General features: G+C 75.5%; 20 protein-coding genes. 10 read left to right on the top strand and 10 right to left on the bottom strand.

The features are described 5' to 3' along the window. Positions 1-202: 202 nt before the first annotated feature. The 3 genes from ACIQD7_RS11620 to ACIQD7_RS11630 are packed head-to-tail and all read left to right on the top strand — an operon-like array spanning position 203 to position 4,280. The gene (locus ACIQD7_RS11620; RefSeq protein ID WP_402441432.1) at positions 203-2,311 is read left to right on the top strand and encodes a putative cobaltochelatase; all 2,109 of its coding nucleotides are present in this window, start codon (positions 203-205) and stop codon (positions 2,309-2,311) included. Then, on the top strand, positions 2,311-2,919 hold the full coding sequence (gene cobO, locus ACIQD7_RS11625; RefSeq protein ID WP_121833949.1) for a cob(I)yrinic acid a,c-diamide adenosyltransferase: 609 nt from the start codon (positions 2,311-2,313) through the stop codon (positions 2,917-2,919). Before ACIQD7_RS11620 ends, cobO begins: the two co-directional genes overlap by 1 nt. Continuing rightward, positions 2,913-4,280: a cobyrinate a,c-diamide synthase gene (locus tag ACIQD7_RS11630; protein ID WP_391167577.1), complete on the top strand. Its 1,368-nt coding sequence runs from the start codon at positions 2,913-2,915 to the stop codon at positions 4,278-4,280. Before cobO ends, ACIQD7_RS11630 begins: the two co-directional genes overlap by 7 nt. A gap of 2 nt (positions 4,281-4,282) precedes the next feature. Here the strand turns inward: ACIQD7_RS11630 and ACIQD7_RS11635 are convergent, their stop codons facing one another. Continuing rightward, positions 4,283-5,011, bottom strand: coding sequence for a ZIP family metal transporter (locus ACIQD7_RS11635; protein WP_121833951.1), 729 nt, complete (start codon positions 5,009-5,011; stop codon positions 4,283-4,285). 42 nt (positions 5,012-5,053) lie between these two features. Between ACIQD7_RS11635 and cobC the strand changes: the two genes are divergently transcribed. Beyond that, on the top strand, positions 5,054-6,847 hold the full coding sequence (gene cobC / locus ACIQD7_RS11640) for an Rv2231c family pyridoxal phosphate-dependent protein CobC (RefSeq protein WP_402442322.1): 1,794 nt from the start codon (positions 5,054-5,056) through the stop codon (positions 6,845-6,847). A 172-nt stretch (positions 6,848-7,019) separates the two neighbouring features. Here the strand turns inward: cobC and ACIQD7_RS11645 are convergent, their stop codons facing one another. After that, positions 7,020-8,027, bottom strand: coding sequence for an SCO1860 family LAETG-anchored protein (locus ACIQD7_RS11645; RefSeq protein ID WP_402441433.1), 1,008 nt, complete (start codon positions 8,025-8,027; stop codon positions 7,020-7,022). Between the two features lie 319 nt (positions 8,028-8,346). Then, a complete protein-coding gene (locus tag ACIQD7_RS11650) occupies positions 8,347-9,066 on the bottom strand; it encodes a siderophore-interacting protein (RefSeq protein ID WP_161372996.1) in 720 nt (239 codons plus the stop codon). 91 nt (positions 9,067-9,157) lie between these two features. Here ACIQD7_RS11650 and ACIQD7_RS11655 point away from each other — a divergent pair, with 91 nt between their 5' ends. Together ACIQD7_RS11655 and ACIQD7_RS11660 are read left to right on the top strand one after the other, a co-directional pair. Then, a complete protein-coding gene (locus ACIQD7_RS11655) occupies positions 9,158-11,431 on the top strand; it encodes a penicillin acylase family protein (RefSeq protein ID WP_402441434.1) in 2,274 nt (757 codons plus the stop codon). After that, complete coding sequence (locus ACIQD7_RS11660) at positions 11,428-11,988, top strand: GNAT family N-acetyltransferase (protein WP_402441435.1); 561 nt, start codon at positions 11,428-11,430, stop codon at positions 11,986-11,988. Before ACIQD7_RS11655 ends, ACIQD7_RS11660 begins: the two co-directional genes overlap by 4 nt. A 30-nt stretch (positions 11,989-12,018) precedes the next feature. On the opposite strand, the gene ACIQD7_RS11665 is transcribed toward ACIQD7_RS11660, so the two are convergent. Further along, a complete protein-coding gene (locus ACIQD7_RS11665; protein WP_402441436.1) occupies positions 12,019-13,104 on the bottom strand; it encodes an amidohydrolase family protein in 1,086 nt (361 codons plus the stop codon). Between the two features lie 86 nt (positions 13,105-13,190). Here ACIQD7_RS11665 and ACIQD7_RS11670 point away from each other — a divergent pair, with 86 nt between their 5' ends. Then, positions 13,191-14,291 (top strand): pyridoxal-phosphate-dependent aminotransferase family protein, encoded by a 1,101-nt coding sequence (locus ACIQD7_RS11670; protein ID WP_402442324.1) that lies wholly within the window; start codon positions 13,191-13,193, stop codon positions 14,289-14,291. Positions 14,292-14,370: 79 nt separating this feature from the next. On the opposite strand, the gene ACIQD7_RS11675 is transcribed toward ACIQD7_RS11670, so the two are convergent. Next, positions 14,371-15,435, bottom strand: a complete 1,065-nt coding sequence (locus ACIQD7_RS11675; RefSeq protein ID WP_402441437.1) for an alkene reductase — start codon at positions 15,433-15,435, stop codon at positions 14,371-14,373. 141 nt (positions 15,436-15,576) lie between these two features. Here ACIQD7_RS11675 and ACIQD7_RS11680 point away from each other — a divergent pair, with 141 nt between their 5' ends. Further along, the gene (locus ACIQD7_RS11680) at positions 15,577-16,086 is read left to right on the top strand and encodes a MarR family winged helix-turn-helix transcriptional regulator (protein ID WP_402441438.1); all 510 of its coding nucleotides are present in this window, start codon (positions 15,577-15,579) and stop codon (positions 16,084-16,086) included. Between the two features lie 65 nt (positions 16,087-16,151). Here ACIQD7_RS11680 and ACIQD7_RS11685 read toward each other — a convergent pair whose 3' ends face one another. The 3 genes from ACIQD7_RS11685 to ACIQD7_RS11695 all read right to left on the bottom strand — a co-directional run bounded on the left by ACIQD7_RS11685 (position 16,152) and on the right by ACIQD7_RS11695 (position 19,268). Next, complete coding sequence (locus ACIQD7_RS11685; RefSeq protein WP_402441439.1) at positions 16,152-17,210, bottom strand: aminotransferase class V-fold PLP-dependent enzyme; 1,059 nt, start codon at positions 17,208-17,210, stop codon at positions 16,152-16,154. 260 nt (positions 17,211-17,470) lie between these two features. After that, on the bottom strand, positions 17,471-18,181 hold the full coding sequence (locus tag ACIQD7_RS11690; protein WP_121832548.1) for a DsbA family oxidoreductase: 711 nt from the start codon (positions 18,179-18,181) through the stop codon (positions 17,471-17,473). A 73-nt stretch (positions 18,182-18,254) separates the two neighbouring features. Then, entirely contained in the window at positions 18,255-19,268 is a 1,014-nt protein-coding gene (locus ACIQD7_RS11695; RefSeq protein WP_121832547.1) for a GlxA family transcriptional regulator, read from the bottom strand. A 70-nt stretch (positions 19,269-19,338) separates the two neighbouring features. Here ACIQD7_RS11695 and ACIQD7_RS11700 point away from each other — a divergent pair, with 70 nt between their 5' ends. Then, positions 19,339-20,697 (top strand): MFS transporter, encoded by a 1,359-nt coding sequence (locus ACIQD7_RS11700; protein WP_402441440.1) that lies wholly within the window; start codon positions 19,339-19,341, stop codon positions 20,695-20,697. A gap of 24 nt (positions 20,698-20,721) precedes the next feature. Here the strand turns inward: ACIQD7_RS11700 and ACIQD7_RS11705 are convergent, their stop codons facing one another. Next, positions 20,722-21,636: an AraC family transcriptional regulator gene (locus tag ACIQD7_RS11705; protein WP_402441441.1), complete on the bottom strand. Its 915-nt coding sequence runs from the start codon at positions 21,634-21,636 to the stop codon at positions 20,722-20,724. A gap of 111 nt (positions 21,637-21,747) precedes the next feature. Here ACIQD7_RS11705 and ACIQD7_RS11710 point away from each other — a divergent pair, with 111 nt between their 5' ends. Further along, a complete protein-coding gene (locus ACIQD7_RS11710; protein ID WP_402441442.1) occupies positions 21,748-22,773 on the top strand; it encodes a zinc-dependent alcohol dehydrogenase family protein in 1,026 nt (341 codons plus the stop codon). Between the two features lie 48 nt (positions 22,774-22,821). On the opposite strand, the gene ACIQD7_RS11715 is transcribed toward ACIQD7_RS11710, so the two are convergent. Beyond that, positions 22,822-24,321, bottom strand: coding sequence for an aldehyde dehydrogenase (NADP(+)) (locus ACIQD7_RS11715; protein ID WP_402441443.1), 1,500 nt, complete (start codon positions 24,319-24,321; stop codon positions 22,822-22,824). Positions 24,322-24,353: the final 32 nt, after the last annotated feature.

Consider the following 24,353-nt stretch of genomic DNA (forward strand, 5'->3'; position numbering starts at 1 on the left):
CGGGCCGTGCGCCGGACCCGGGGTGGCACCGGGCGGGCCACGGCCCCGATCCGGGGTGGGACTGTGCAGGCCACAACCCCGACCCGGGACGGGACTACGTACGGGCGGCGCCGGACCCGTGGCAGAGCCGTACGAAGAACGCGTCGGGCCCGTGGCCGGGCCGCCCGCGCCGGCGCGACGAATCCGAGGAGAGGACCACCCGATGAGCACCCGGTATCCGTTCACCGCCGTCGTCGGCATGGACGACCTGCGGCTCGCGCTGCTCCTGAACGCCGTCAGCCCGGCCGTGGGCGGTGTGCTGGTCCGGGGGGAGAAGGGGACCGCGAAGTCCACCGCCGTGCGGGCGCTCGCCGAGCTGCTGCCCGTCGTGCCGGTGGTCGCGGGCTGCCGGTTCAGCTGCGACCCGGCGTCCCCCGATCCGGGCTGCCCGGACGGGCCGCACGAGGCGGGGCCGGGGGCCGAGCGGCCCGCGCGGATGGTCGAACTCCCCGTCGGCGCCTCCGAGGACCGGCTCGTCGGGTCGCTCGACATCGAGAAGGCGCTCGCGGAGGGCGTGAAGGCGTTCGAGCCGGGGCTGCTCGCCGACGCCCACCGGGGCATCCTCTACGTCGACGAGGTCAACCTCCTCCACGACCACCTGATCGACCTGCTGCTCGACGCCGCCGCCATGGGCTTCTCGCACGTCGAGCGCGAGGGCGTCTCCGTGCGGCACGCCGCCCGGTTCCTGCTCGTCGGGACCATGAACCCCGAGGAGGGCGAGCTGCGGCCGCAGCTCCTCGACCGGTTCGGCCTGACCGTGGAGGTCGCCGCCTCCCGCGACCCCGAGCAGCGGGTGGAGGTCGTGCGGCGGCGGCTCGCCTTCGAGGACGACCCGGCCGCGTTCGCCGCGCGCTGGGCCGGCGAGGAGGCCGCGCTGCGCGGGCGGATCGTCGCCGCGCGCGCCCTCCTCCCGCAGGTGGTCCTCGGGGACGCCGAGCTGCTCCAGATCGCCGCGACCTGCGCCGCGTTCGAGGTGGACGGGATGCGAGCCGACATCGTCATGGCCCGCACGGCCACCGCGCTCGCCGCCTGGGCCGGACGGACCGGGGTCACCTCCGAGGACGTGCGGCAGGCCGCGCTCCTGGCCCTCCCCCACCGCCGCCGGCGCTCGCCCTTCGACGCTCCGGGGCTCGACGAGGACAAGCTCGACGAGACCCTCGAACAGTTCAAGGGCGAGGACCCGGAGCCCGACCCGGAGCCGGACGGCCCGGACGACGGCGGGCCGGGGGACGGCGGCCCGGGCGACGGAGGGCCCGGCGGGGGCGGTCCGGACGGCGGCGGGATCCCGCCGCAGGGCGACGGGCCCGCGCCCGAGGACGTACCGGCGCCGGAAGAGGCCCCCGTGCCCGAGCACGCACCGCAGAAGGCCGAAGCGGGTGCCGGTTCCGGCGAGCGGGCCGCCGTCAAGGCCGCCGAGCCCTTCCGTACGAAGGTGCTGAGCGTGCCCGGACTCGGCGAGGGCGCGGCCGGACGCCGCTCCCGGGCCCGCACCGAGCACGGCCGGACGACCGGCTCCGTACGGCCCCGGGGCGCGCTGACCAAGCTGCACCTGGCCGCGACCGTGCAGGCCGCCGCCCCGCACCAGAAGGCGCGCGGGCGGACCGGGCGGGGGCTCGTGGTCCGGCGCGACGACCTGCGGCAGGCGACCCGGGAGGGCCGCGAGGGCAACCTCGTGCTCTTCGCGGTCGACGCCTCGGGCTCGATGGCGGCCCGGCAGCGCATGAGCGCGGTCAAGGGCGCGGTGCTCTCGCTGCTCCTCGACGCCTACCAGCGGCGCGACAAGGTCGGTCTGGTCACCTTCCGGGGCCGGGACGCCGAGGTGGCGCTGCCGCCGACCTCGTCCGTGGACGCGGCGGCCGCCCGGCTCGAACAGCTTCCCACCGGGGGCCGCACTCCCCTGTCCGCCGGGCTGCTCAAGGCCCACGACGTGCTGCGGGTCGAGCGGCTGCGGGACCCCTCGCGCCGCCCCCTGCTCGTCGTCGTGACGGACGGGCGGGCGACCGGCGGGCGGGCGGGCGGGGACCCGGTGGCGCTCGCCGCCCGCGCGGCGCGGCTGCACGCCGCCGAGGGCACGGCGTCGGTCGTCGTGGACTGCGAGACGGGGCCGGTGCGGCTCGGTCTGGCCGGGCAGCTCGCGCGCGAACTCGGGGGCACGGCGGTGACGTTGGACGAGCTGCGCGCCGACTCGATCGCCGGCCTCGTCAGGGACGTACAGGCAGGACAGGCAGGACAGGCAAGGCACGCAGCACAGGCAACCAGGAGGGCCGCTTAATGCCGCAGGGACAGCCGACCGTCGTTCCCGACGACGGTCTGACCACCCGTCAGCGCCGCAACCGCGCGCTGGTGATGGTGCACACGGGCGTCGGCAAGGGGAAGTCGACCGCCGCCTTCGGCATGGCGCTGCGCGCCTGGAACCAGGGCTGGCCGATCGGGGTGTTCCAGTTCGTGAAGTCCGCCAAGTGGAAGGTCGGCGAGGAGAACGCCCTCAAGGCGCTCGGCGAGACCGGCAAGGGCGGCACGGTCACCTGGAACAAGATGGGCGAGGGCTGGTCCTGGATCCAGCGCGAGGTCGCCGAGGGCGAGCAGTCGCACGAGGACAAGGCCCGCGAGGGCTGGGAGCAGGTCAAGCGGGACCTCGCGGAGGAGAAGTACAAGTTCTACGTCCTCGACGAGTTCGCCTACCTCCTGCACTGGGGCTGGATCGACGTGCACGAGGTCGTGGAGGTGCTGCGCGACCGGCCCGGTCACCAGCACGTCGTCATCACCGGCCGCAACGCGCCGCGGGAGCTGGTGGACTTCGCGGACCTCGTCACCGACATGTCCAAGGTCAAGCACCCGATGGACGCCGGTCAGAAGGGCCAGCGGGGCATCGAGTGGTAGCACGTCTCGTCATCGCCGCGCCCTCCTCGGGCGCGGGCAAGACCACGGTCGCGACCGGCCTGATGGCCGCGTTCGCGGGCCGCGGCCTGGCCGTCTCCCCGCACAAGGTCGGTCCGGACTACATCGACCCCGGCTACCACGCGCTCGCGACGGGCCGCCCGGGGCGCAACCTCGACGCGTACATGTGCGGTACGGGGCTGGTGGCGCCGCTCTTCCTGCACGGGTCGCGCGGCTGCGACCTGGCCGTGGTCGAGGGGGTCATGGGCCTGTACGACGGGGCCGCCGACCAGGGCGAGCTGGCGTCCACCGCGCAGGTGGCGAAGCTGCTCAAGGCGCCGGTGGTGCTGGTCGTGGACGCGTCCTCGCAGTCGCGGTCGGTGGCCGCGCTGGTGCACGGGTTCGCGTCCTGGGACCCGGAGGTCCGGATCGGGGGCGTGATCCTCAACAAGGTCGCGACCGACCGGCACGAGCACCTGCTGCGGGAGGCGCTCGGGGAGTCCGGGGTGCCGGTCCTCGGCGTGCTGCGACGGGCGCCCGCCGTGGCGACGCCCTCGCGGCACCTGGGGCTCGTGCCGGTGGCCGAGCGGCAGGCCGCCGCCGTGGAGGCGGTGGCGGCGCAGGCCGAACAGGTTCTGGCCGGGTGCGACATGGAGGCGCTGCTCGCGCTCGCCCGGTCGGCGCCGGAGCTGCGCGCGGAGGCGTGGTCGCCGGAGGCCGTGGGGCCGGCCGTCGCCGGTGCGCGTCCCCGGATCGCGATGGCGGGCGGGGCCGCGTTCACGTTCTCGTACGCCGAGCACACCGAGCTGCTGACCGCCGCCGGGGCCGAGGTCGTCACCTTCGACCCGCTGCGGGACGAGGCGCTGCCCGAGGGGACCTCGGGGCTCGTGATCGGCGGCGGCTTCCCCGAGGTGTACGGGGGCGAGCTGTCCGCCAACGAGCCGCTGCGGAAGGCCGTGGCGGACCTCGCCGCCTCGGGGGCGCCGGTCGCGGCCGAGTGCGCCGGGCTGCTCTACCTGGCGCGGTCGCTGGACGGCGCGCCCATGTGCGGGGTGCTCGACGCGGACGCGCGGATGTCGGAGCGGCTGACGCTGGGGTACCGGGACGCGGTGGCCGTCGGCGACAGCGTCCTCGCGCCCGCCGGGGCGCGGATGCGGGGGCACGAGTTCCACCGCACCGTGATCGAGCCGGGCGCCGGGGAACGGCCCGCGTGGGGGCTGCGGCAGCCGGAGCGGCGCGTGGAGGGCTTCGTACGGGGAGGGGTGCACGCCAGTTACGTGCACACCCACTGGGCGGGCGCTCCCGAGGCGGCGGCGCGGTTCGTGGAGCGCTGCGCGGGCGCCGACGGCGGTCCGGTCGCGTGAGGTCAGCCGCCGGAGGCCCCGACCACCAGCCAGATGAAGCCGACGCCCGCCACCGTGCACAGCAGGGTGGAGCGGGCCGGGTGGTCGTGGTGGGCCTCCGGCAGGATCTCGGCGGCGGCGAGGTAGAGCAGGGCGCCGCCGAAGAAGCCGAGATAGCCGCCGAGAAGTTCCTCCGGAAGGGTGAACAGCAGAGTGGAGGCGGCACCGAGGACCGGGGCGACGGCGTCCGCGACGAGCATCGCGAGGGCCTTGCGGCGCGCGTTCCCGTAGAGGCTCGTGATCGTGTACGTGTTGAAGCCGTCGGCGAAGTCGTGGGTGATGACGGCGAGGGCGACGGTGGCGCCCATGCCGCCGCCGACCTGGAAGGCGGCGCCGAGCGCGATGCCGTCCATGAGGCTGTGGCCGACCATCGCGGCGGCGGCCGTCATGCCGACCTGCGGCACCCTCTCGCCGGCCGAGACCCCGTGCGCGGCCCGGCGTACGGCGAGCAGGCGCTCCACGACGTGGGCGAAGAGGAAGCCGCCGACGAAGAGCAGCAGGGCCTCCGGGACGCCGAACACCTCGTCCCCGGCGGCCTCCAGGGCCTCGGGCAGGAGGTCGAGTCCGACGACGCCGAGCATGAGCCCGCCGGCGAGTCCGAGGACGAGGTGACGCCGGTCGGTGACGCGCCCGGCGACCCATCCTCCGAAGAGCGTCATGAGGAACGCGCCGAGCGCGACGACCACAGCCATGGGGCTTTGCTATCGGATGGGGAGGCGTCCGCGCACCTCGGTGTGGGCGCCCGGTCGGGCGTTCCGGTGGACGAGGTGCTGGCCCTCGTGGACACGGTCCTGGCGGAGGCGGGGCTGGCGCGTACGGCCGTCCGGTCCGTCGCCACGCTGGACGCGCGGGCGGCGGAGCCGGGGATCGCGGGGGTGGCGGCGGTACTCGGCGTGCCGGTGCGGGGTTTCGCGGCCGGGGAGTTGGCGGCCGTGTCCGTACCGCACCCGTCCGCGCGGCCCCTGGCGGCGACGGGCACGGCCTCGGTGGCGGAGGCGGCGGCGCTGCTCGCGGCGGGCGGGGGGACGGGGGCGGGTGCGGGTGGCCGGGCGGGTGCGGGTGGCCGGGCCGGTGTCAGGGCGGGTGCGAGTGCGGGTGCCGGGGCGAGTGCGAGTGCCCGGTCCGGGGCCGGGGCCGGGGTGAGTGCGAGTGCCGAGGCGGATGCCGGGGCCGGGGCCGGGGCCGGTGCCGGGGCGAGTGCGGGCACGGGGGCAGGCGGGGTTGCCGGGGCGGGCGGAGGCGCCGGGGCGGGCGGGGGCGGAGTGGCGGAGGTCGTGGCACGCGCGCGGGGCGTGCTGCTCGTGCCGAAGCGGAAAACCCGGCGCGTAACGTGCGCTCTCGCCGCTTCCGTCCCGGTTCGGCCACGCGAAGACGCCCCGGGCGCGCGGTTGTTGCCCCGAACTCACGGGTACATCGCTGGCGAGCCTGGCTCACCCCCCACCATCCCCACCCCCCACACGACGGCGGCCATGGACATGCACACGCATACCGACGCCCACGACCTTCGCCACCACGGTGACGCCGAGGTCAGGGACGAGAAACTCATCGACCTGGCGGTCAACGTCCGGACGGACACCCCTCCGGACTGGCTGCGCAGACGCATCGCCGACTCCCTGACCGGTCTCGCCGCCTATCCCGACGGCCGGGTCGCGCGGGCGGCGGTCGCCGAGCGGCACGACCTGTCCCCGAACCGGGTGCTGCTCACGGCCGGCGCGGCGGAGGCCTTCGTGCTGCTCGCGCGGGCGCTGCCGGCGCGGCGGCCGGTGGTGGTGCACCCGCAGTTCACCGAGCCGGAGGCGGCGCTGCGCGACGCGGGGCACGCGGTGGACCGGGTGCTGCTGCGCGAGGAGGACGGCTTCCGGCTGGATCCGGCGGCGGTCCCGGAGGACGCGGACCTGGTGGTGATCGGGAACCCCACCAATCCGACCTCCGTGCTGCACCCGGCCGCCTCGATCGCCGCGCTCGCCCGGCCGGGGCGGACCCTGGTGGTGGACGAAGCCTTCATGGACGCGGTGCCGGGCGAGCGGGAGTCGCTCGCCGGGCGGACGGACCTGCCGGGCCTTGTGGTGCTGCGGAGCCTCACCAAGACCTGGGGCCTGGCCGGGCTGCGGATCGGGTACGTGCTCGCCGGGCCCGAGACGGTCGCGGCCCTGGAGCGGGCGCAGCCGCTGTGGCCGGTGTCGACGCCCGCCCTGGTGGCGGCGGAGGCCTGCATGTCGCGGGCGGCGCTCGCGGAGGCCGAGCACGCGGCGCACCGGATCGGGATGGAGCGGGCCCATCTGCTCGCCGGGCTGGCCGAGTTCGACGAGGTGCGGACGGTGGCGGGGGCCGAGGCGCCCTTCGTGCTCGTACGGATCGACGGGGCGGACGCGGTGCGGGAGCGGCTGCGGTCACTGGGCTTCGCGGCCCGCCGGGGCGACACGTTCCCGGGGCTCGACCGGAACTGGCTGCGGCTCGCGGTCCGGGACCGTGCGACGACGAACCGCTTCCTCCAGGCGCTGGACCAGGCGCTGTTGATGGGGGGCTGAGGGGCCCGCTCGCTCCCGGGAACGGGCGGGGGCCTTCAGGGTCGTCCGAGGCATTCGGGTTCTCCCGGGAACGGGCGAAGGCCCGGGGGAGGGCGGTGTCGTCACCGCCGCCCTCCCCGGGCCCCGCCGTTTCCTCTTTTCCCGCGCCCCCCGGCGCCTCCCCCTCGGGCCGTCAGCCGCGCGAGCGGGCCCGTGAGCGGGTCAGCGCGAGCGCGCCGCCGCCCGCCACGACGAGGGCGAGGGCCCCGGCCGCGATGTACGGGGTGCTGGAGCTGCCGCCGGTCTCGGCGAGGTTCTGGGTGGGGGTGGTGCCGTTGTTGGTGGTGAGGCCGCCGTCGTCGCTCGGCTCGGCGGAGGGCGCCTGGGTCGGCTGCTCGGAGGGCCGTTCGGTGGGCCGCTCCGTCGGCTTCGCGGTGGGCTTCTCCGTGGGCTTCGCGGTCGGCTTCTCCGTCGGCTCGGTGCCCTTCGGCGTCTCGCAGGTCGCCTCGGCCAGGGTGACGGTGCCGTCGACCTTGGCGACGCCCAGGTCCAGCGGGTTGACCTTCACCTTGAGTTCGAGGGCGGTCGCCGCGGCGGTGCGGGAGGTCGTGGAGGTGCGGGAGAGGTCGAGGGTGACCTCGCCGACGCCGGGCACGGTGACCTGGGTGCGGCCGCCTGCGGAGAGGGTGGTCTTCTTCCCGAGGACGGTCACGTGGCCGAGGACGTTGGACTCGGCGACCGGCCGCTTCCCCGCCTCGCACAGCGCCTTGGAGGTGACCTTCTCGACCTCGATCAGGGAGAGCAGCGGGAGGCCGGGGACGTGCACGCGCGCCTTGACGAGGTTTACGTGCCCCTCGGCCTTCTCCTCGTCCACCGTGGCCTCGGAGGTGGCGACGTCGGCCTTGAGGATGTCGACCGGCTCGCCGTTCTCGGCCCCCTGCACCTTCACGGAGAGCGCGGTCTCGTTCTCGCTCTGCGGCGCCTTGACCTCGTTGAGGGAGGCGCGGACCGGCACGTTCACGGTCTTGCCGAGGAGGGAGACGTCGAGGCCGGTCCGCAGGACGACGGCGGTGGCGCGTCCTTCGCCGCCCGTGGCGTGCGCCGCGGGGGCCGCGAGGAGCACGGGGCCGACGACCAGGGCGGCGACGGTCGCGGCGGCCGCGGAACGGCGTACGGGCAGGGAGAAGGTGTTGCTGTTCAAGGTGGTGGAACCCCCACAGGAGACATGGCGTCGCCGGCCGCTCACCACGGGGACGGTGGTTCGGCGCGGTCCCGGCGACTTGGGACACCGGAATCTTTACGCACGGAGAGTGAACCAACAGTCACCTGGAGCCAGTTCACTCCAAAGGGGGGTTTCCGTTTTCCTTTTCGATTCTTTTCGCTACAACCGTTCTCGCTCGCCCCACGTGTTTCGCACGAAAGGGCGGGTGCGGGGGCGGGCGAGAACGGCGGGCGGGGTGCGGGCAGGGGTGTGAACGACCGGTTCCGCTCCGGGGTAACGGATCGTCAACCCGGTGCGTTCAGCCCTCTCGCCAGTACCCGAGGGCGTGGACGCGCTCCTTGGGCAGCGCCAGCTCCTTGCGCGCGTATCCGCCGAGGGCGCGGGTGGTCGCGGTGTCGCAGGCGATCCAGACGTACGAGGCGGGGTCGGCGAGCGCGGGCAGCTCGGCCTTCACGCGGGCGACGAGCGCGGCGCCGCCCTTCTCGCGGGGCACCCGGCGCAGGTCGTGCCGCTCGGGGTCGACGCGGAACGGCAGCTCGTCGTCGGAGGCGTGCTGGGTCTCGAACCAGACGGTGGCCGGGAGGTCCGGGAAGGCGTCGAGCAGGGAGTTGACCGCGGGCAGGGAGGCCGCGTCGCCGACCACGAGCAGGCGCCCGGGCAGCGGGTCGGGGGCCTCGAAGCCGGTGCCCTGGAGGGTGGCCTCGACGGTGTCGCCGGCGGCGCAGTCCCGGGCCCAGCGGCTCGCGACCCCGTCGTGGAGCGCGAACTCCAGGCTGAACGTGCCGGCCTCCACGTCCGGGTCGACGAGGGTGTAGGCGCGCTGGTGCGGCTTGCCGCCGTTGTCGAACCAGACGCGGACCCACATCGTCGGGTGGACCCCGGCGGCGGCGAGGAGGCCGCCGTCCGTGAAGTGCACCCGCCGGTAGTCCTCGGTGACCTGCTCGGCGCCCGTCACGGTGAACGTGAAGTCCTTACCGCGCATCAGCTTGAGAACGGCGCCCTGCCAGCCGTGACCCACCGTGATCCCCTCCCCTTTGGTTACTGTAGATTAATTTAGGTCAGCCTAACCTAAGAATTTGCGGAAGAGCAGGGACGGGAGCGGTTTCTCCGTGAGCATCGAGGTCTACCGGGACGCCTGGGGCGTCCCGCATCTGCGGGCCGGGGACCCGGACGAACTCGCCTTCGCCCAGGGGCGGGTCACCGCCCGTGACCGCGCCTGGCAGCTGGAGGTGGAGCGGCACCGGGCCCGGGGGACCTCGGCCGCGTTCCTGGGCGCCGCCGAGCTCGGCTGGGACGTCTTCGCCCGGCGGGTCCGGCTCGCGGACACCGCCCGCCGCTGCTTCGCGCGCCTGGAGCGCACGGACGCGCCGACGGCCGCGTGGGTGCGCGCGTACGTGGACGGGGTCAACGACGGTCTGGCGGAGGGGGCCCGGCGCGCGCCCGAGTTCGCGGAGACCGGTCTCGCGCCTGGCCGCTGGGAGCCGTGGACGCCGCTCGCCGTCTGGCTCTCGACCCACATCCTCTTCGCGGGTTTCCCCACCAAGCTGTGGCGGGAGGAGGTCGCGCGGCGGCTCGGCGAGGAGTGGACGGAGCTGTTCGCGACGGACGGTCCGGGCACCGCGGGCTCCAACGGCTGGGTGGTCGCGGGCGAGCGGACCGCGAGCGGGGCGGCCCTGGTGGCCGGCGACCCGCACCGGTTCATCGAGGCGCCGGGCGTCTACCAGCAGATCCGGCTCGCCTGCCCCGCGTACGACGTGGTCGGCCTCGCCGTGCCGGGCGTCCCCGGCCTCGCCCACTTCGGCCACACCGGGTCGGTGGCCTGGGCCATCACCAACGCGATGGCGGACTACCAGGACGTCTACCGGGAACGGCTGCGACGGCTCCCCGGCGGGGCCGTGGAGGCCCTCGGCCCCGAGGGCTGGCGCCCGGCGACGACCCACACGGAGACGATCGAGGTCGCGGGCGGGGACCTGGTCGCGATCGAGGTGATCGAGACGGACCGGGGCCCGGTGATCGTGGGCGTGGAGGAGGAACCGGAGACGGGCGGCCCCGCCGACGGCACCCCGGAGACCGGAGCTCCGGCGAACGGCGCCCCGGAAGCCGGGACTCCGGTCGGCAACTCCCCGGCCGACGCCCGGACGGCGGGCGACAGCCCGGCGGCGGGTGCGCCGGTGGACGGGACGGGCGGCAGAGTACTGGAGGACGGGCCGGTCGGCAGCGTCCCGGACGGTCACGGCGGCGGTTGGGAGGTGCTCGCGCTGCGCTGTCCGCCCCGGGTCACCGAGGAGCTCGGGTTCGGGGTGTTGCCCGCGCTGCTGCGGGCGCGGACCGTGGGGGACGTGGACGCGGCCCTCGACGGCTGGGTCGAGCCGGTGAACGTGGTCCAGGCCGCCGACACGCGGGGCGGGCTGCTGCACCGGGTCGCCGGCCACGTCCCCGCACGGGACCGGGCCAACTCGCTGCGGATCGTGCCCGCCTGGGATCCGGCGCACGCCTGGGCGGACGCCCCCGCCCCGCTGCCCCGCGCCGAGGTCCGGGGCCACGCCGTGATGGCCAACGCCCGGGGCCTGGCCGCGCCGCTGGGCGTCGAGTTCGCGCCGCCGCACCGGGCGGACCGGATCGACGCGCTGCTCGGCGCCTCGGCCGACTGGACCCCGGAGACGACCACCGCCGTCCACCGGGACACCGACAACCCCTCGGCGGCCCGTCTCCTCGCGGCGGTCGGGCGCGCGGACGGGGACCTCTCCCCCGGCGCCTCGGCCGTACGGGAGCGGCTGCTCGCCTGGGACCGGCGGATGGACGCGGAGAGCACCGGCGCCGGTCTGTACGCGGCCGTCCGGGGCGCGGTCGTCCGCCGCCTCGCCGGGCACGAGGCCTTCGCGGCGCTGCGCGACCCCGCCCCGTACCCCGAACTGTTCCGGCCCTGGCTGGCCCTCGGGCCGCGCGTCGCCTTCGCCCTGGAGACCCTGCTCACGGCCGGTCCCGTGCCCGCCGGGGACGTCGACCGGATCGTGCGCGAAGCGCTGGAGGAGGTCGCGGCCGGGGAGCCGCCCGCCGCCTGGGGCGCCACCCACCGGCTCGCGCCCTGGCAGGCGCTGCCCGACCCCGACGACGACGCGCGGTGGCCGGGGCTCGCCGGGGACCACGACTGCGTGCTCTCCACGTCCAGCGTGCCCGGCTGGACCGACCGGAGCGCGCGCGCCTCGGCCGCCCGCTACGTCTGGGACCTGGCCGACCGCGAGCGCAGCGGCTGGGTCGTCCCGTTCGGCGCGTCCGGCGTGCCGGGCGACCCCCACCACCGGGACCAACTCCCGCTGTGGCTGCGGGGCGAGCTCGCCCCCGTCACCACCGACTGGCAGTACCTCACCAAGGAGCAGGAATGACCACCGCCGTGCACGTCCAGACCGTCGAGGGCTTCGGCACCGTCACCGTCAGGCCCGTCGACCCGGACCGGGACGCCCCGCTCCTGCACGGCTGGGTCAACGCGGAACGGTCCCGCTTCTGGGGCATGAACGGGACCACCGTCGAGCAGGTCCGGGATATCTACGCGCACCTGGACTCGCTCACCACCCACCACGGCTTCCTGGTCAGCAGGGACGACGAGCCCGTCGCCCTCCTCCAGACGTACGACCCCGAGGCCGACCGGGTGAGCGAGTGTTACGAGGTGCGGCCCGGGGACGTCGGCGTGCACTTCCTCATCGCGCCGAACGCGTCCCCGGAGCCCGGCTTCACCGGCGGCCTGATCACGGCGCTCGTCGCGTTCACGCTGAAGGACCGCACGCGGGTCGTGGTCGAGCCGGACGCCGCCAACGAGAAGGCCGTCGCCCGGATGGTGCGGGCCGGTTTCGAGCTGGGTCCGGAGGTCGTGCTGCCGGAGGTGGACCTGCCGGAGGTCTTCCTGCCGGAGAAGCGGGCCCGGCTCGCGTTCCTGTCCCGCTGACCGGACGACGGCCCGAGGGCGGCCGGCCGGTCAGCCCGCGATCCGCCCGTTGACGACGATCCGCCGCGGCGCCGCCAGGACCCGGACGTCCGCGCGCGGGTCCTCGCCGTAGACGACGAGGTCGGCGGGGGCGCCCTCCTCCAGGGCGGGGCGGCCCAGCCAGGCCCTGGCCCCCCAGGTGGTGGCGGAGAGGGCGTCGATCGGCGGGATGCCGGCCCGGGTCAGCTCCTCGACCTCCTCCGCGACCAGGCCGTGGGCGAGGGAGCCGCCCGCGTCGGTGCCGACGAAGACCGGGACGCCCGCGTCGTAGGCGGCGCGGACCGTGTCGTACCGCCGCGCGTGCAGCCGTCGCATGTGGGCCGACCAGCGGGGGAACTTCTCCTGGCCGCCGTCCGCGAGGTGCGGGAAGGTCGCGATGTTGACCAGGGTCGGAACGATGGCGACGCCCCGCTCCGCGAAGAGCGGAATGGTGTCCTCGGTCAGCCCGGTGGCGTGCTCGACGCAGTCGATCCCGGCCTCGACCAGGTCGCGGAGCGAGTCCTCCGCGAAGCAGTGGGCGGTGACCCGGGCGCCGAGCCGGTGCGCCTCCGCGATGGCCGCCGCCACCTCGGGGCGCGGCCAGCAGGCGGTGAGGTCGCCGGCCTCGCGGTCGATCCAGTCGCCGACGAGCTTGACCCAGCCGTCGCCCCTGCGGGCCTCCCGGCCGACGTACGCGACGAGGTCGGCGGGCTCGATCTCGTGGGCGTAGTTGCGGATGTAGCGGCGGGTGCGGGCGATGTGCCGCCCCGCGCGGATGATCTTCGGCAGGTCCTCGCGGTCGTCGATCCAGCGGGTGTCGGAGGGCGAACCCGCGTCGCGGATCAGCAGGGTCCCGGCGTCCCGGTCGGTGAGGGCCTGCTTCTCGGCGGTGTCCGCGTCGACGGGCCCGTGCCGGTCGAGGCCGACGTGGCAGTGGGCGTCGACGAGTCCGGGCAGCACCCAGCCCGTCACCTCCAGGGCCTCCCCCGGGGGCCGTTCGAAGGTGATCTGCCCGTCCACGCACCAGAGTTCGTCCCGTACGTCCTCCGGGCCGACGAGCACCCGCCCCCGGACGTGCAACACCTCGTGATCGCTCATGCCTGCACTGTACGAGGGCGCGCGGGAGGGGTGGGCGTACGCTGGCCACGCCCGTACCGCCGACCCGAGAAGGCACCACCGTGACCGTGACGCACCCGCTCCTGGACCTGGCCCCGCTGACCGCCGCGCACTTCGCGTCGATCGAGCGGCGGGTGGCCGCGCTGCTCTCCACGGAGCAGGACGTGGTGATCACCCAGGGCGAGGCGCTGCTGCCGCTCGAAGGGTGCATCCGGAGCGGGGCGCGGGCCGGTTCGACCGCGCTGAACGTGGTCACCGGCCCGTACGGGCAGACCTTCGGGAACTGGCTGCGGGACTGCGGGGCGACCGTGGTCGACCTGGAGGTTCCCTTCCACACGGCGGTGACGGCGGAGCAGGTGGAGCGGGCGCTCGCCGAGCACCCGGAGATCGACTTCGTGTCCCTGGTGCACGCGGAGGCGGCGACCGGCAACACCAACCCGGTCGCGGAGATCGGCGAGGTCGTACGGGCGCACGGCGCGCTGTTCTACCTGGACGCGGTGGCGTCGATCGGCGCGGAGCCGGTGCTGCCGGACGCGTGGGGCGTGGACATGTGCATCATCGGCGCGCAGAAGGCGATGGGCGGGCCGGCGGGCGTGTCCGCGGTGTCGGTGAGCGCGCGGGCCTGGGAGCGGTTCGCCGCCAACCCGGCCGCGCCGCGCCGCTCGTACCTCTCGCTCCTGGACTGGAAGGAGCGCTGGATCGACGGCGGTCGCAAGACGCTCCTGCACGCCCCGGCGCAACTGGAGATGCTGGCCCTGGAGGCCTGTGTGGAGCGGATCGAGGCGGAGGGCCTGGACGCGCTGATGGCGCGGCACGCCTCGGCGGCGGCCGCGACCCGCGCGGGTGCGCTGGCGCTGGGCGGCGGTCTGGAGCCGTACGTGTACGAGGCGGAGGACGCGGCCCCGGTGGCGACGACGCTGCGCACCCCGGAGGGCGTGAACGCGGCCGAGCTGGTGGCGAAGGCGCTGGCCGCCGATCCGTCGCTGCCGCTGATCGCGGGCGGCGGGGCGCTGTCCGGGGAGATGATCCGGGTGAACCACTACGGGGTGGACGCGACCCCGGGCGCCGTGCAGTCCTCGCTCGCGGCACTGGGCGCGGCGCTCGGGGAGACGGGCCGGGCGGTGGACCTGGAGGGCGCGCGCCGGGCGGTGACGGAGGCCTGGGCGTAACCCGTGGGGGTTGCCGCGCACGGGAGGGGGCGGGGTTCCGGCATCGGAACCCCGCCCCCTTCCCCGTACCCGGTGCGGACTACAGCGCCGGGTAGTCCGTGTAGCCGCGGTGGTCGCCGCCGAAGAAGGTGGCGGGGTCCGGGGTGTTGTACGGGCCGCCGGCCTTCAGGCGGGCGGGCAGGTCGGGGTTGGCGATGAAGAGGGCGCCGTAGGCGACGAGGTCGGCGGTGCCGTCCTCGATCAGGGCGAGGGCCTCGGGGCCGGTCGGGCCCTCGGTGGCCGGGTTGAGGACGAAGGTGCCGGAGAACGCCTTGCGCAGGACGAGGGTCAGCTCGCGGACCTCGGGCTTGGCCTCGGTGACGTGCAGGTACGCGATGCCGACCGGGTCGATCGCGGCGACGAGGGCCGGGTAGATCGCGTCGGTGTCGGTCTCGGCGATGTCGTTGTAGGTGTTGGCCGGGGAGACGCGCAGGCCGGTGCGCTCGGGGCCGATCTCGGCGGCGACGGCCTTGACGACCTCGACGGCGAAGCGGATGCGGTTCTCGACCGGGCCGCCCCACTCGTCGGTGCGGTGGTTGGAGCCGGTGGCGAGGAACTGCTGGATCAGATAGCCGTTGGCGCCGTGGATCTCGACGCCGTCGAAGCCGGCCTCGACGGCGTTGCGGGCGGCGGTGGCGAAGCCGGCGATCGTCTCCGTTATCTCCTCGGCGGTGAGCTCGCGCGGGGCGACGAAGTCGATGAGGGTGCCGGCGAAGATCTTTCCGGCCGGGGCCACGGCGGAGGGGCCGACGGGGTGGAGGCCGCCGCCGAGGACCTCGGGGTGGCTGATCCGGCCGGCATGCATCAGCTGGGCGAAGATCCGGCCGCCCTTGGCGTGGACGGCGTCGGTGACCTCGCGCCAGGCGGCGATCTGCTCGGCGGTGTGCAGGCCGGGGGTGTTGGGGTAGCCCTGGCCGATGGCGGTGGGCTGGACGCCTTCGGTGATGATGAGGCCGGTGGAGGCGCGCTGGGCGTAGTACTCCGCGACGAGCGCGGTGGGGGTGCGGCTCTCGCCCTCGGCCCGGCTGCGGGTCATGGGGGCCATGGCGATGCGGTTGGCGAGCCGGGTGCCCGCGAGGTCGATCGGGTCGAAGGCGGTGGTCATGGCGGTCCCTTCACACAAGGTATGTGGTCGACCAAGTATCGGATTTATGTGGTCGGCCAATCATCTGGTCCGGACGCCACTGTAACCCATTCCTTGGCCGGCCAAGGTAATCTTTGGGTGACGACGTCCCGAGGAGCCACCATGTCCGGAACCGACCCCGTCTGTACCGAGCCGCCGCCCGCCGCCACGCGCTGCGGGCCCGTCGGCCAGTCCCTGGCGCGGGTCGCCCGGATGCACCGGATCGCCATGGGGCGGCGGCTGCGGGAGCTCGGGCTCTACCCGGGCCAGGAGCTGATGATGATGCGTCTGTGGGACTGCGGTCCGGTCCGGCAGTCGGAGCTGATCCAGTCCCTGGGCCTGGACCCGTCGACGGTGACGAAGATGCTCCAGCGGCTCGAACAGTGCGGGCACGTCCGCCGGGGCCCGGACCCGGCGGACCGGCGCGCCGTCCTGGTCGAGGCGACGGAGAAGGGCCAGGCGCTGCGCGCGGGCGTCGAGGACGCCTGGCAGGACCTGGAGTCGCGCTCGCTCGACGGGCTCGGCGCGGCCGACCGCACGGAGCTGGCCCGGCTGCTCGGTCTCGTCGCGGAGAACCTGCGGGAGGAGACGGAGGAGGCGGGCGAGTGCCCGCCGGGGCCGGGGGTCTGCTGAGCCGGACCGGGAGGGCCCGTCCTCAGCCCGCGAGGTCTGCTGAACCGGACCGGGAGGCCCCGCCCTCAGCCCGCGAGGACGTCCAGGGCGCGGTCCACGTCCGCCGTCGTGTTGTACAGGTGGAAGGAGGCCCGCAGGTTGCCCGCGCGGGCCGAGAGCAGGACGCCGGCCCGCTCCAGGGCGTCCGCGCGGTCCCCGAGGCCCGGGACGGCGACGACCGTCGAGTCGTCCGCGACCGGCTCGTGCCCGAGGGAGCGGAGCCCGGCGCGGAAGCGGGCCGCCAGCCCCTTGTCGTGGGCCTCGATCCGCTCGATGCCGATCTCTTCGAGGAGGGCGAGCGAGCGGGCCGCCCCGTGGTACGAGAGGAAGGCCATCGGCTCGTCGAACCGGCGGGCGGAGCGGGCGAGTTCACGGACCGGCCCGTAGCTGTTGGCCCACCGCTCCTCGCCGTTGACCCAGTTGGCGTGGATGGCGAGGAGCGAGTCCTGCGCCTCCTCGGTGACGGTGAGGAAGGACGCCCCGCGCGGGCAGAGCAGGTACTTGTAGCCGCCGGCGACCGTGTAGTCCCACTCCCCCGCGCGCAGCGGCAGCCAGCCGGCGGCCTGGGTGGCGTCCAGGAGGGTGCGGGCGCCGTGGGCGGCGGCGGCCTCCCGTACGGCCGCGAGGTCGGCCGTCCGGCCGTCGGCCGACTGCACGGCGGAGAAGGCGACGAGGTCGGTCTCCGGGCGGACGGACGCGGCGAGCCGCTCCAGGGGCGCGAAGCGGACCTTGAGGTCGCCGCGGACCGTGAAGGGGGTGATGACGGAGGAGAAGTCGCCCTCGGGGAAGAGGACCTCGGACCCGGCGGGCAGCGACTGGGCGACCATGCCGCAGTGCACGGCGACCGAGCTGCCGACGGCGACGCGCTCGGGGGCGACCCCGACGAGCCGGGCGAAGGTCGCCCGGGCCTCGTCGACGATCTCGAAGCTCCCGGACCCGCCGGGACGCCCGTCGGCGGTCTCCCGCGCGAGGAGCGTGACGGCCTCGACGGTCCGGCGGGGCATCAGTCCGCAGGTGGAGGTGTTGAGGTAGGTCTTCTTGGGCGCGAATTCGGCGCCGCCGAGCGGCTGGTCGAGGGAATCCATGCCCCCACCCTGGATTCCCGTCGATCACCCGTCAATCGTGCCCGCACCCGGGGGAGCGTCCAAGCGCGGCTTATCGTCGCAGGTCGGAGGGGGTACGGGCCTTCGGCCGGCGACCGGGGTCACCGAAATCCGGCTGGCGGACCGGGGCGGGTCCGGGGCTCTGGTACGACGCTGCGGTCCGGGCCCCTGGTACGGCGCCACGGGTCCGGGCCTTTGGTACGGCCCCGGAGACCCGTTCGGCGTCCGGGCCCGGGCCCGGCTCAGGCCCCCGGGACCTCGCAGCCGTCCGGGCCGCAGGCCTCCGCGTCCGGGGCGGCGCCGAGCGGCTGGAGGGCGCGGCCCTGCCAGGCCTGTTCGAGGGCCTGGGTGAAGACCTCGGCGGGCTGGCCGCCGGAGACGCCGTAGCGGCGGTCGAGGACGAAGAACGGCACGCCGTTGGCGCCGAGTTCGGCGGCCTCGCGCTCGTCCTGCCGTACGTCGTCGGCGTAGGCGGCCTCGTCGGCGAGGACGGCCCGGACCTCGGTCTCGTCGAGACCGGCCTCCACGCCGAGCGCCACCAGGGTCTCGGCGTCGAAGACGGAGCGCTCCTCGGCGAAGTTGGCCCGGTAGGCGAGGTCGAGGAGTTCGCTCTGGCGGCCGCGCGCCTTGGCGAGGTGGAGCAGCCGGTGGATGTCGAAGGTGTTGCCGTGGTCACGGCCCTCGGTGCGGTAGCCGAGCCCCTCGGAGTGCGCGTTGGAGGCGACGTGCGCCTCCATGGCCCGGGCCTCGTCGAGGGTGCGGCCGTACTTCTTCGCCAGCATCTCCAGGACGGGCGCCGTGTCGCCCTTGGCCCGGCCGGGGTCGAGCTCGAAGGACCGGTGCACCACCTCGACGTCGTCACGGTGGGCGAAGGCCGCGAGGCCCTTCTCGAAGCGCGCCTTGCCGATGTAGCACCAGGGGCAGGCGATGTCGCTCCAGATCTCGACGCGCATGGGGGTTCTCTCCGGGGTGTGACGGGGGTGATGACGGGGTGTTCCGTGCGAGGAACGCTCCGACCTGCCCGTTTCATTCCTCCCGCCGCCCCGGTGTGAGGCGGGGCACCCGGCCGTCGCCGCTCCCCGGCAGGCGGCTGAACGTCGTGCGGTAGGCGCTCGGGGTGAGGCCGGTGCGGCGGAGGACGTGGGCGCGGAGGGAGTCCGACGTGCCGAGGCCGCAGGCGCGGGCCAGGGCGTCCATGGGGAGGGTGGTGGTCTCCAGGAGTTCCCTCGCCCGCTCGACGCGCTGGTGGAGCAGCCACTGGAGCGGGCTGACCCCGGTCTCGGCGTGGAAGCGGCGCGAGAGGGTGCGGACGGAGACCCCGGCGTGCCGGGCGAGGTCGGTGAGGCCGAGCGGTTCGTCGAGGTGCTCCATCGCCCACGCGCGCGTGTCGGCGAAGGAGACCCCGCGCTCGGGCGGCAGCGGGGTCCGGGTGAACTGGGCCTGGCCGCCGGGGCGCACGGGCGCGACGAGGGCGAGCCGGGCGACGGTGTTGGCGACGGCGGCGCCGTGGTCGGTGCGGATGACGTGCAGGCAGAGGTCGATGCCCGCCGCGTATCCGGAGGAGGTGAGGACGGGCCCGTCCTGGACGTAGAGGACGTCGTCCTGGAGGTCGACGGCCGGGTGCCGGGCGGCGAGCAGCGGCCGGTACGTCCAGTACGTCGTGGCCGCGCGGCCGTCGAGCAGTCCGGCCTCGGCGAGCGCGAAGGCGCCGGTGCAGATGGAGGCGATCCGCTTGCCCGCGTCGGCGGCGGCGCGCAGCGCGTCGAGGACGCGCGGGTCGGGGTCGGTGTACGAGCCGCTGCCCGCGAGGACCACCGTGTCGGCCCCGGCCACGGCGTCGAGCCCGTGCGGGACCATCAGGTCGAGGCCGCCGGTGGTGGCGACCGGCCCGGGGTCGGGGGCGCAGATGACCGTCTCGTACCCCGGTCCGCCGTCGATCTCGACCTTGCCGAACAGCATCTCCGGGATGGCGAGGTTGAACATCGAGACGGGCGGGGCGGCGATCACGGCGACGCGCCGGACGCGGGACGCGGTCGGCATGGCCAGAACCTCCGGTCGTATGGCATTCGGGCCACTACTGTACGGGGCGGTGGATCACGAAGCTGGGGGCATGTCCTCAACGGTCCGCGTCCCCGCGTCAGTCGTCCCCCGATCCGCCCCCTCCCCCGGTCCGGCCCTCGCCGCCGCGATGCTCGGTTTCGCCCTCATCACCCTCGACACCTCGGTCGTCAACGTCGCCCTGCCCGCCATCGGCGCCGACCTGCGGACCGGCATGACCGGTCTGCAGTGGGTCGTGGACGCGTACACGCTGGTCCTCGCCGCGCTGCTGCTGTCCAGCGGGGCGCTCGCGGACCGGGTCGGGGCGAGCCGGGCGTACGGCGCCGGGGTCGTCGTCTTCACGCTCGCCTCGGCCGCCTGCGGCCTCGCCCCCGGCCTCCCGGCGCTGCTCGCGGCCCGGGCGGTGCAGGGCGCGGCGGCGGCCGTGATGCTGCCGGCCTCCCTCGCGCTCGTACGGGAGGCGTACGGCGATCCGGGGCGGCGGGCCCGCGCGGTGTCGCTGTGGGCGGCGGGCGGGACGGTCGCGGTGGCGCTCGGCCCGGTCGTGGGCGGGGCGCTGACGACGGCCTGGAGCTGGCGCGGCGTCTTCTTCGTCAACCTGCCGCTCGGCCTCGCCGCCCTGGTCCCGCTCGCCCGGGTGGCGCGCTCGGCCCGCAGGCCCGCGCCGCTGGACCTGCCGGGGCAGCTGACGGCCACGGCGGCGCTCGGGGCGCTGACCTTCGCCGCCGTCGAGGGCGGTACGGCGGGGTGGTGGGCGCTGGGGGCCGCGGCCGTCCTCTTCGCCGCGTTCCTGGCGGTCGAGGCGCGGCGGCGCGATCCGGTGGTGCCGCTCGGCCTCTTCCGGAACACGACGGTGGCGGTGACGGTGGCGGCAGGCGCGGCGAACAGCGTGGCCTTCTACGGCATGGTCTTCGTGTTCGGGCTCTTCTTCCAGCAGGTCCTCGGACTCTCGGCGCTCGGCGCGGGGCTGATGTTCCTGCCGATGACGGGGCTGCTCGCCGGGGTGAACCTGCTGTCGGCGAAGGTGGCGGCGCGGTACGGGGCGCGGCTGCCGATCGTCGTGGGCCAAGTGGTCGCGGTGGCCGGGCTCCTCGGGCTGCTCGTCGTGGACGCGGAGACCCCGAGGGCGGCGCAGGCCCTGCTCCTGGTGCCGCTGGCCCTCGGGGCGGGCTTCTCGCTGCCGCCGCTGATCGCCGCGATGATGGAGGCCGTTCCGGCGGAGCGGGCGGGGACGGCGGCGGGGCTCCTGAACGCGGTCCGGCAGACGGCGGGCGGCCTCGCCGTCGCGGTCTTCGGCTCCCTGGCGGACCGGTCCGTGGCGTCGGCGCTGAGCACGAGCCTGCTGATCAGCGCCGGGTTCCTGACCCTGACGGCACTGGCCTCGCTGCGGCTTCCGCGCCGCCGGGCGTGAGGGGCGGCGCACCGGTGCGCGCCGCTACGCGCCCCTGCGGTACTGCCCCGGCGCCACCCCGTACTCCCGCTTGAAGGCCTTGGCGAAGGCGAACTCGGAGGAGTAGCCGGCGCGTTGGGCGACCGCGCGGAGCGGGAGGTCGTCGGAGCGCAGCAGGCGGCCCGCCGCCGTCATCCGCCACCAGGTGAGGTACGCGAGGGGCGGGCGGCCGACGAGGGCGGTGAACCGGCGGGCGAACGCGGCGCGGGAGAGGCCCCCGAGCGCGCCGAGCTCCTCGACCGTCCACGCCCTGGCCGGGTCCCGGTGGAGGGCGCGCAGGGCTCCGGCGACCGCCGGGTCCGCGAGGGCGGCGGACCAGCCGGTGGACCGGTCGGCGCGCTCGGTGAGCCACCAGGTGCGCAGCAGGTAGAGCAGGAGGGTGTCGAGGAGGGCGGGCACGACGGCGTCGGAGCCCGGCTGGGGTTCGGCGAGTTCGGCGCCGAGCAGGTCGACGGCGGCACGCAGCCGGGGGTGCGCGCCGATCCGGGCGGGGAGGTGCACGTACGGGGGCAGCTCGGTGAAGAGCGGGTGGGCGCGGGCCCGGCTGAGCTGGTAGGCGCCGCACAGCAGCAGGGTCTGCCCGGCGCCCGCGGGTCCCCGGTCGGGCGAGGTGGGCCAGGAGCCGTCGGGGTCGGGCAGGCTGTCGACGAGCGGGGTATCGGGCCGGTCGGCGATGCCGTGTCCGGTGCCGTGGGCGAGGAGGACGATGTCGCCGGGACCGAGGGGGACGGGGGCGCCGTCGTCCGGCGGGAGGAGCCAGGCGGTGCCCTGGAGGACGACGTGGAACCCGGCGCCCTCGTTCGCGGGGAAGCGGAACCCCCAGGGGGCGACGTGGACCGCGCGGGAGGAGTGGGGGCGGCCGGTGCGCATGGCGGCGACGGCGTCGCTCAGTACGTCCATCCCGGCACCGTACCGCCCGTGACCGTCCGGACGGGGTGGCGAGACGACCGGACATCACGGGGAGCCGGAGGGACATGGAGCGTCTCGCCGGGCCCTCCTACGGTCGGATCCATGACGACGACGCACCCGATGAACACGACGGGCACGACCACCAGGGCCGTCCTCTTCCACGAGCTGGGCGGCCCCGAGGTGCTGACGGTGGAGGAGGTGCCGCTGCCGGACCCCGGGCCCGGGGAGGTCCTCGTACGGGTCGAGGCGATCGGCCTCAACCGCGCCGAGGCGCTGTTCCGCGCGGGCACCTACTACTACCGGCCGACGCTGCCGGGTTCGCGGCTCGGCTACGAGGCGGCGGGGACCGTCGAGGCGGTGGGCGCGGGGGTCACCGCGTACGCCCCGGGCGATCCGGTGATGGCGGCGGCCAACTTCGACTTCGGGACGCACGGGGTGTACGCGGAGCGGGTGGTGCTGCCGGAGGAGTACGTGGTGGCCCGGCCGGCGGGTGCGGACGCGGTGACGGCGGCGGCGGTGTGGCTGACGCACTTCACCGCGTACGGCGGGATGGTGCTCACCGGCGGGCTGCGCCCCGGGGACCACGTGGTCGTCACCGGGGCGTCGAGCGGGGTGGGGACGGCGGCGCTCCGGACGGCGCTGCGGGTGGGGGCGGTGCCGATCGCCACCACGCGGGGTGGGGGCAAGCGCGCCCGGCTCCTGGAGCTGGGGGCCGCGCACGTGGTCGTCACGGACGAGGAGGACCTGGTCGGGGAGGTGCGGCGGATCACCGGGGGCGTGGGCGCGGACCTGGTCTTCGACGCGATCGGCGGGCCCGGGTTCGCCCGGCTCGGCGACGCGCTGCGGCCCGGCGGCACCGCCGTGCTGTACGGCTGGCTGGACCCCCGGCCGGCCGAGCTGTCCGCGAACTGGCCGCTGACCACGCACGCGTACGCCAACGGGGCGCTCGCCAGGACCGAGGAGGGCCGCCGTCTGGCGGCCGGGTTCATCGGCTCGGGGCTGCGCGACGGCTCCCTGGCGCCGGTGGTCGCCGAGGTCTTCGACGGCCTGGAGCGGATCGCCGACGCCCACCGGCTGATGGAGTCCGGCACGCACATCGGGAAGATCGTGGTGCGCGTGCGCCACTAGGGGTGCCGAAAGCCCCGCCTCCCCGGCGGCGGTCCGGGACCCGGCGGGTCAACGCCTGGGCAGCCCCAGCGGGTTGCCGTCGCGGAGTTCCGGTGGGAGGAGGTGGTCGGGGGTTGACTGGTAGGTGACCGGGCGGAGCCAGCGCTCGATCGCGGTCGCGCCGACCGAGGTGAAGGGGGAGGTGGTGGCCGGGTAGGGGCCGCCGTGGTGCTGGGCGGCGGCGACGGCGACGCCGGTGGGCCAGCCGTTGACGAGGACGCGTCCGGCCAGCGGGGTGAGGGCGGCGAGCAGCGGGGCCGCGTCGGGGTCCTCGGCCGCCTCGGTGGTGTGCAGGGTGGCCGTGAGGTTGCCCGGCAGCAGGTCCAGGACGGCGGTGGCCTCCTCGCGGGTGGAGTAGCGGGCGACGACGGTGACCGGGCCGAAGCACTCCTCCAGGAGGAGGTGGTGGCCGCCCGCGAGGAGCCGCTCGGCGTCGACGGCGAGGACGCCGGAGCTGACCGTGTGCGCGCCGCCCGCGCCCGGGGTGACGGGGGTGGCGACCCCGGGGAGCGCGGCGCGCTCGGCGACCCCGGCGACGAAGGCGTCCCGCATCCGGTGGTCGAGCATGACGGAGGGCTCGGTGTCGCTGACGCCGGCGGTGAGGGCGTCGAGGAAGCGGTCGCCCTCCCCGCCCCGGGGGGCGAGGACGAAGCCGGGCTTGGTGCAGAACTGGCCCGTGCCCAGGGTCATGGAGGCCGCGAGCCCGGCGCCGATCCCGGCGGCCCGCTCCTCGGCGGCGGCGGGGGTGATCACGACCGGGTTGAGGGAGCCGAGTTCGCCGTGGAAGGGGATCGGCACGGGCCGGGCGGCGGCCGCGTCGAAGAGCGCCCGGCCGCCGCGCACGGAGCCGGTGAAGCCGGCCGCCGCGACGAGCGGGTGGCGTACGAGCGCGACGCCCGCGTCGAAGCCGTGGACGAGGACGACGACGTCCTCGGGAAGACCGGCCTCGACGGCGGCCCGGCGCAGCAGGGAGGCGCAGAGCTCGGAGGTGGCCGGGTGGTCGGGGTGGGCCTTGACCACCACGGGGCAGCCGGCCGCGAGGGCGCTGGCGGTGTCGCCGCCGGGGACGGAGAAGGCGAGCGGGAAGTTGCCGGCCGCGTAGACGGCGACGACGCCGAGCGGGACCTTCCAGCGGCGCAGGTCGGGCCGGGGTGGGACGGCTCCGGGGTCGGGTAGGTCGATCCGGACGTCCAGGAAGGAGCCTTCCTCGACCACGTCGGCGAAGGACCGCAACTGGGCGGTGGTGCGGGCGAGTTCGCCGGTGAGCCGGACGGGCCCGAGGGCCGTCTCGGCGTCGGCGGCCTCCACGACGTGCTCGCGGGCCCCGTCGAGGAGGTCGGCGGCGGTACGCAGGAGGGCGGCCCGCGCGGCCCGGTCGGCGAGCGCCTCGCGGGTGCCGTGGGCGGCCCGGACGGCCCGGTCGACCTCCTCCGCCGTGGCCTCCACCGCGACCTGTTCGCGCGGCTTCCCCGTCCGGGGGTCCACGCTCCACACTGGTTCCGCCGCCACCGCCACGCCCCTGTTCGCTACCCTGAACACCG

The sequence above is a fragment of the Streptomyces sp. NPDC093071 genome (genome assembly GCF_044754545.1).
In the GTDB taxonomy this organism is placed as follows: Bacteria; Actinomycetota; Actinomycetes; order Streptomycetales; family Streptomycetaceae; genus Streptomyces.

Excerpts from the sequence above, each read along its gene's own strand:
- ACIQD7_RS11685 (WP_402441439.1), bottom strand. The coding sequence starts at position 17,210 with ATGGATTCCCTCGACCAGCCGCTCGGCGGCGCCGAATTCGCGCCCAAG.
- ACIQD7_RS11695 (WP_121832547.1), bottom strand. The coding sequence starts at position 19,268 with ATGCCGACCGCGTCCCGCGTCCGGCGCGTCGCCGTGATCGCCGCCCCG.
- ACIQD7_RS11710 (WP_402441442.1), top strand. The coding sequence starts at position 21,748 with ATGACGACGACGCACCCGATGAACACGACGGGCACGACCACCAGGGCC.
- ACIQD7_RS11680 (WP_402441438.1), top strand. The coding sequence starts at position 15,577 with ATGTCCGGAACCGACCCCGTCTGTACCGAGCCGCCGCCCGCCGCCACG.
- cobO (WP_121833949.1), top strand. The coding sequence starts at position 2,311 with ATGCCGCAGGGACAGCCGACCGTCGTTCCCGACGACGGTCTGACCACC.
- ACIQD7_RS11690 (WP_121832548.1), bottom strand. The coding sequence starts at position 18,181 with ATGCGCGTCGAGATCTGGAGCGACATCGCCTGCCCCTGGTGCTACATC.
- ACIQD7_RS11700 (WP_402441440.1), top strand. The coding sequence starts at position 19,339 with ATGTCCTCAACGGTCCGCGTCCCCGCGTCAGTCGTCCCCCGATCCGCC.
- ACIQD7_RS11620 (WP_402441432.1), top strand. The coding sequence starts at position 203 with ATGAGCACCCGGTATCCGTTCACCGCCGTCGTCGGCATGGACGACCTG.
- ACIQD7_RS11635 (WP_121833951.1), bottom strand. The coding sequence starts at position 5,011 with ATGGCTGTGGTCGTCGCGCTCGGCGCGTTCCTCATGACGCTCTTCGGA.
- ACIQD7_RS11705 (WP_402441441.1), bottom strand. The coding sequence starts at position 21,636 with ATGGACGTACTGAGCGACGCCGTCGCCGCCATGCGCACCGGCCGCCCC.
- ACIQD7_RS11660 (WP_402441435.1), top strand. The coding sequence starts at position 11,428 with ATGACCACCGCCGTGCACGTCCAGACCGTCGAGGGCTTCGGCACCGTC.
- ACIQD7_RS11665 (WP_402441436.1), bottom strand. The coding sequence starts at position 13,104 with ATGAGCGATCACGAGGTGTTGCACGTCCGGGGGCGGGTGCTCGTCGGC.
- ACIQD7_RS11675 (WP_402441437.1), bottom strand. The coding sequence starts at position 15,435 with ATGACCACCGCCTTCGACCCGATCGACCTCGCGGGCACCCGGCTCGCC.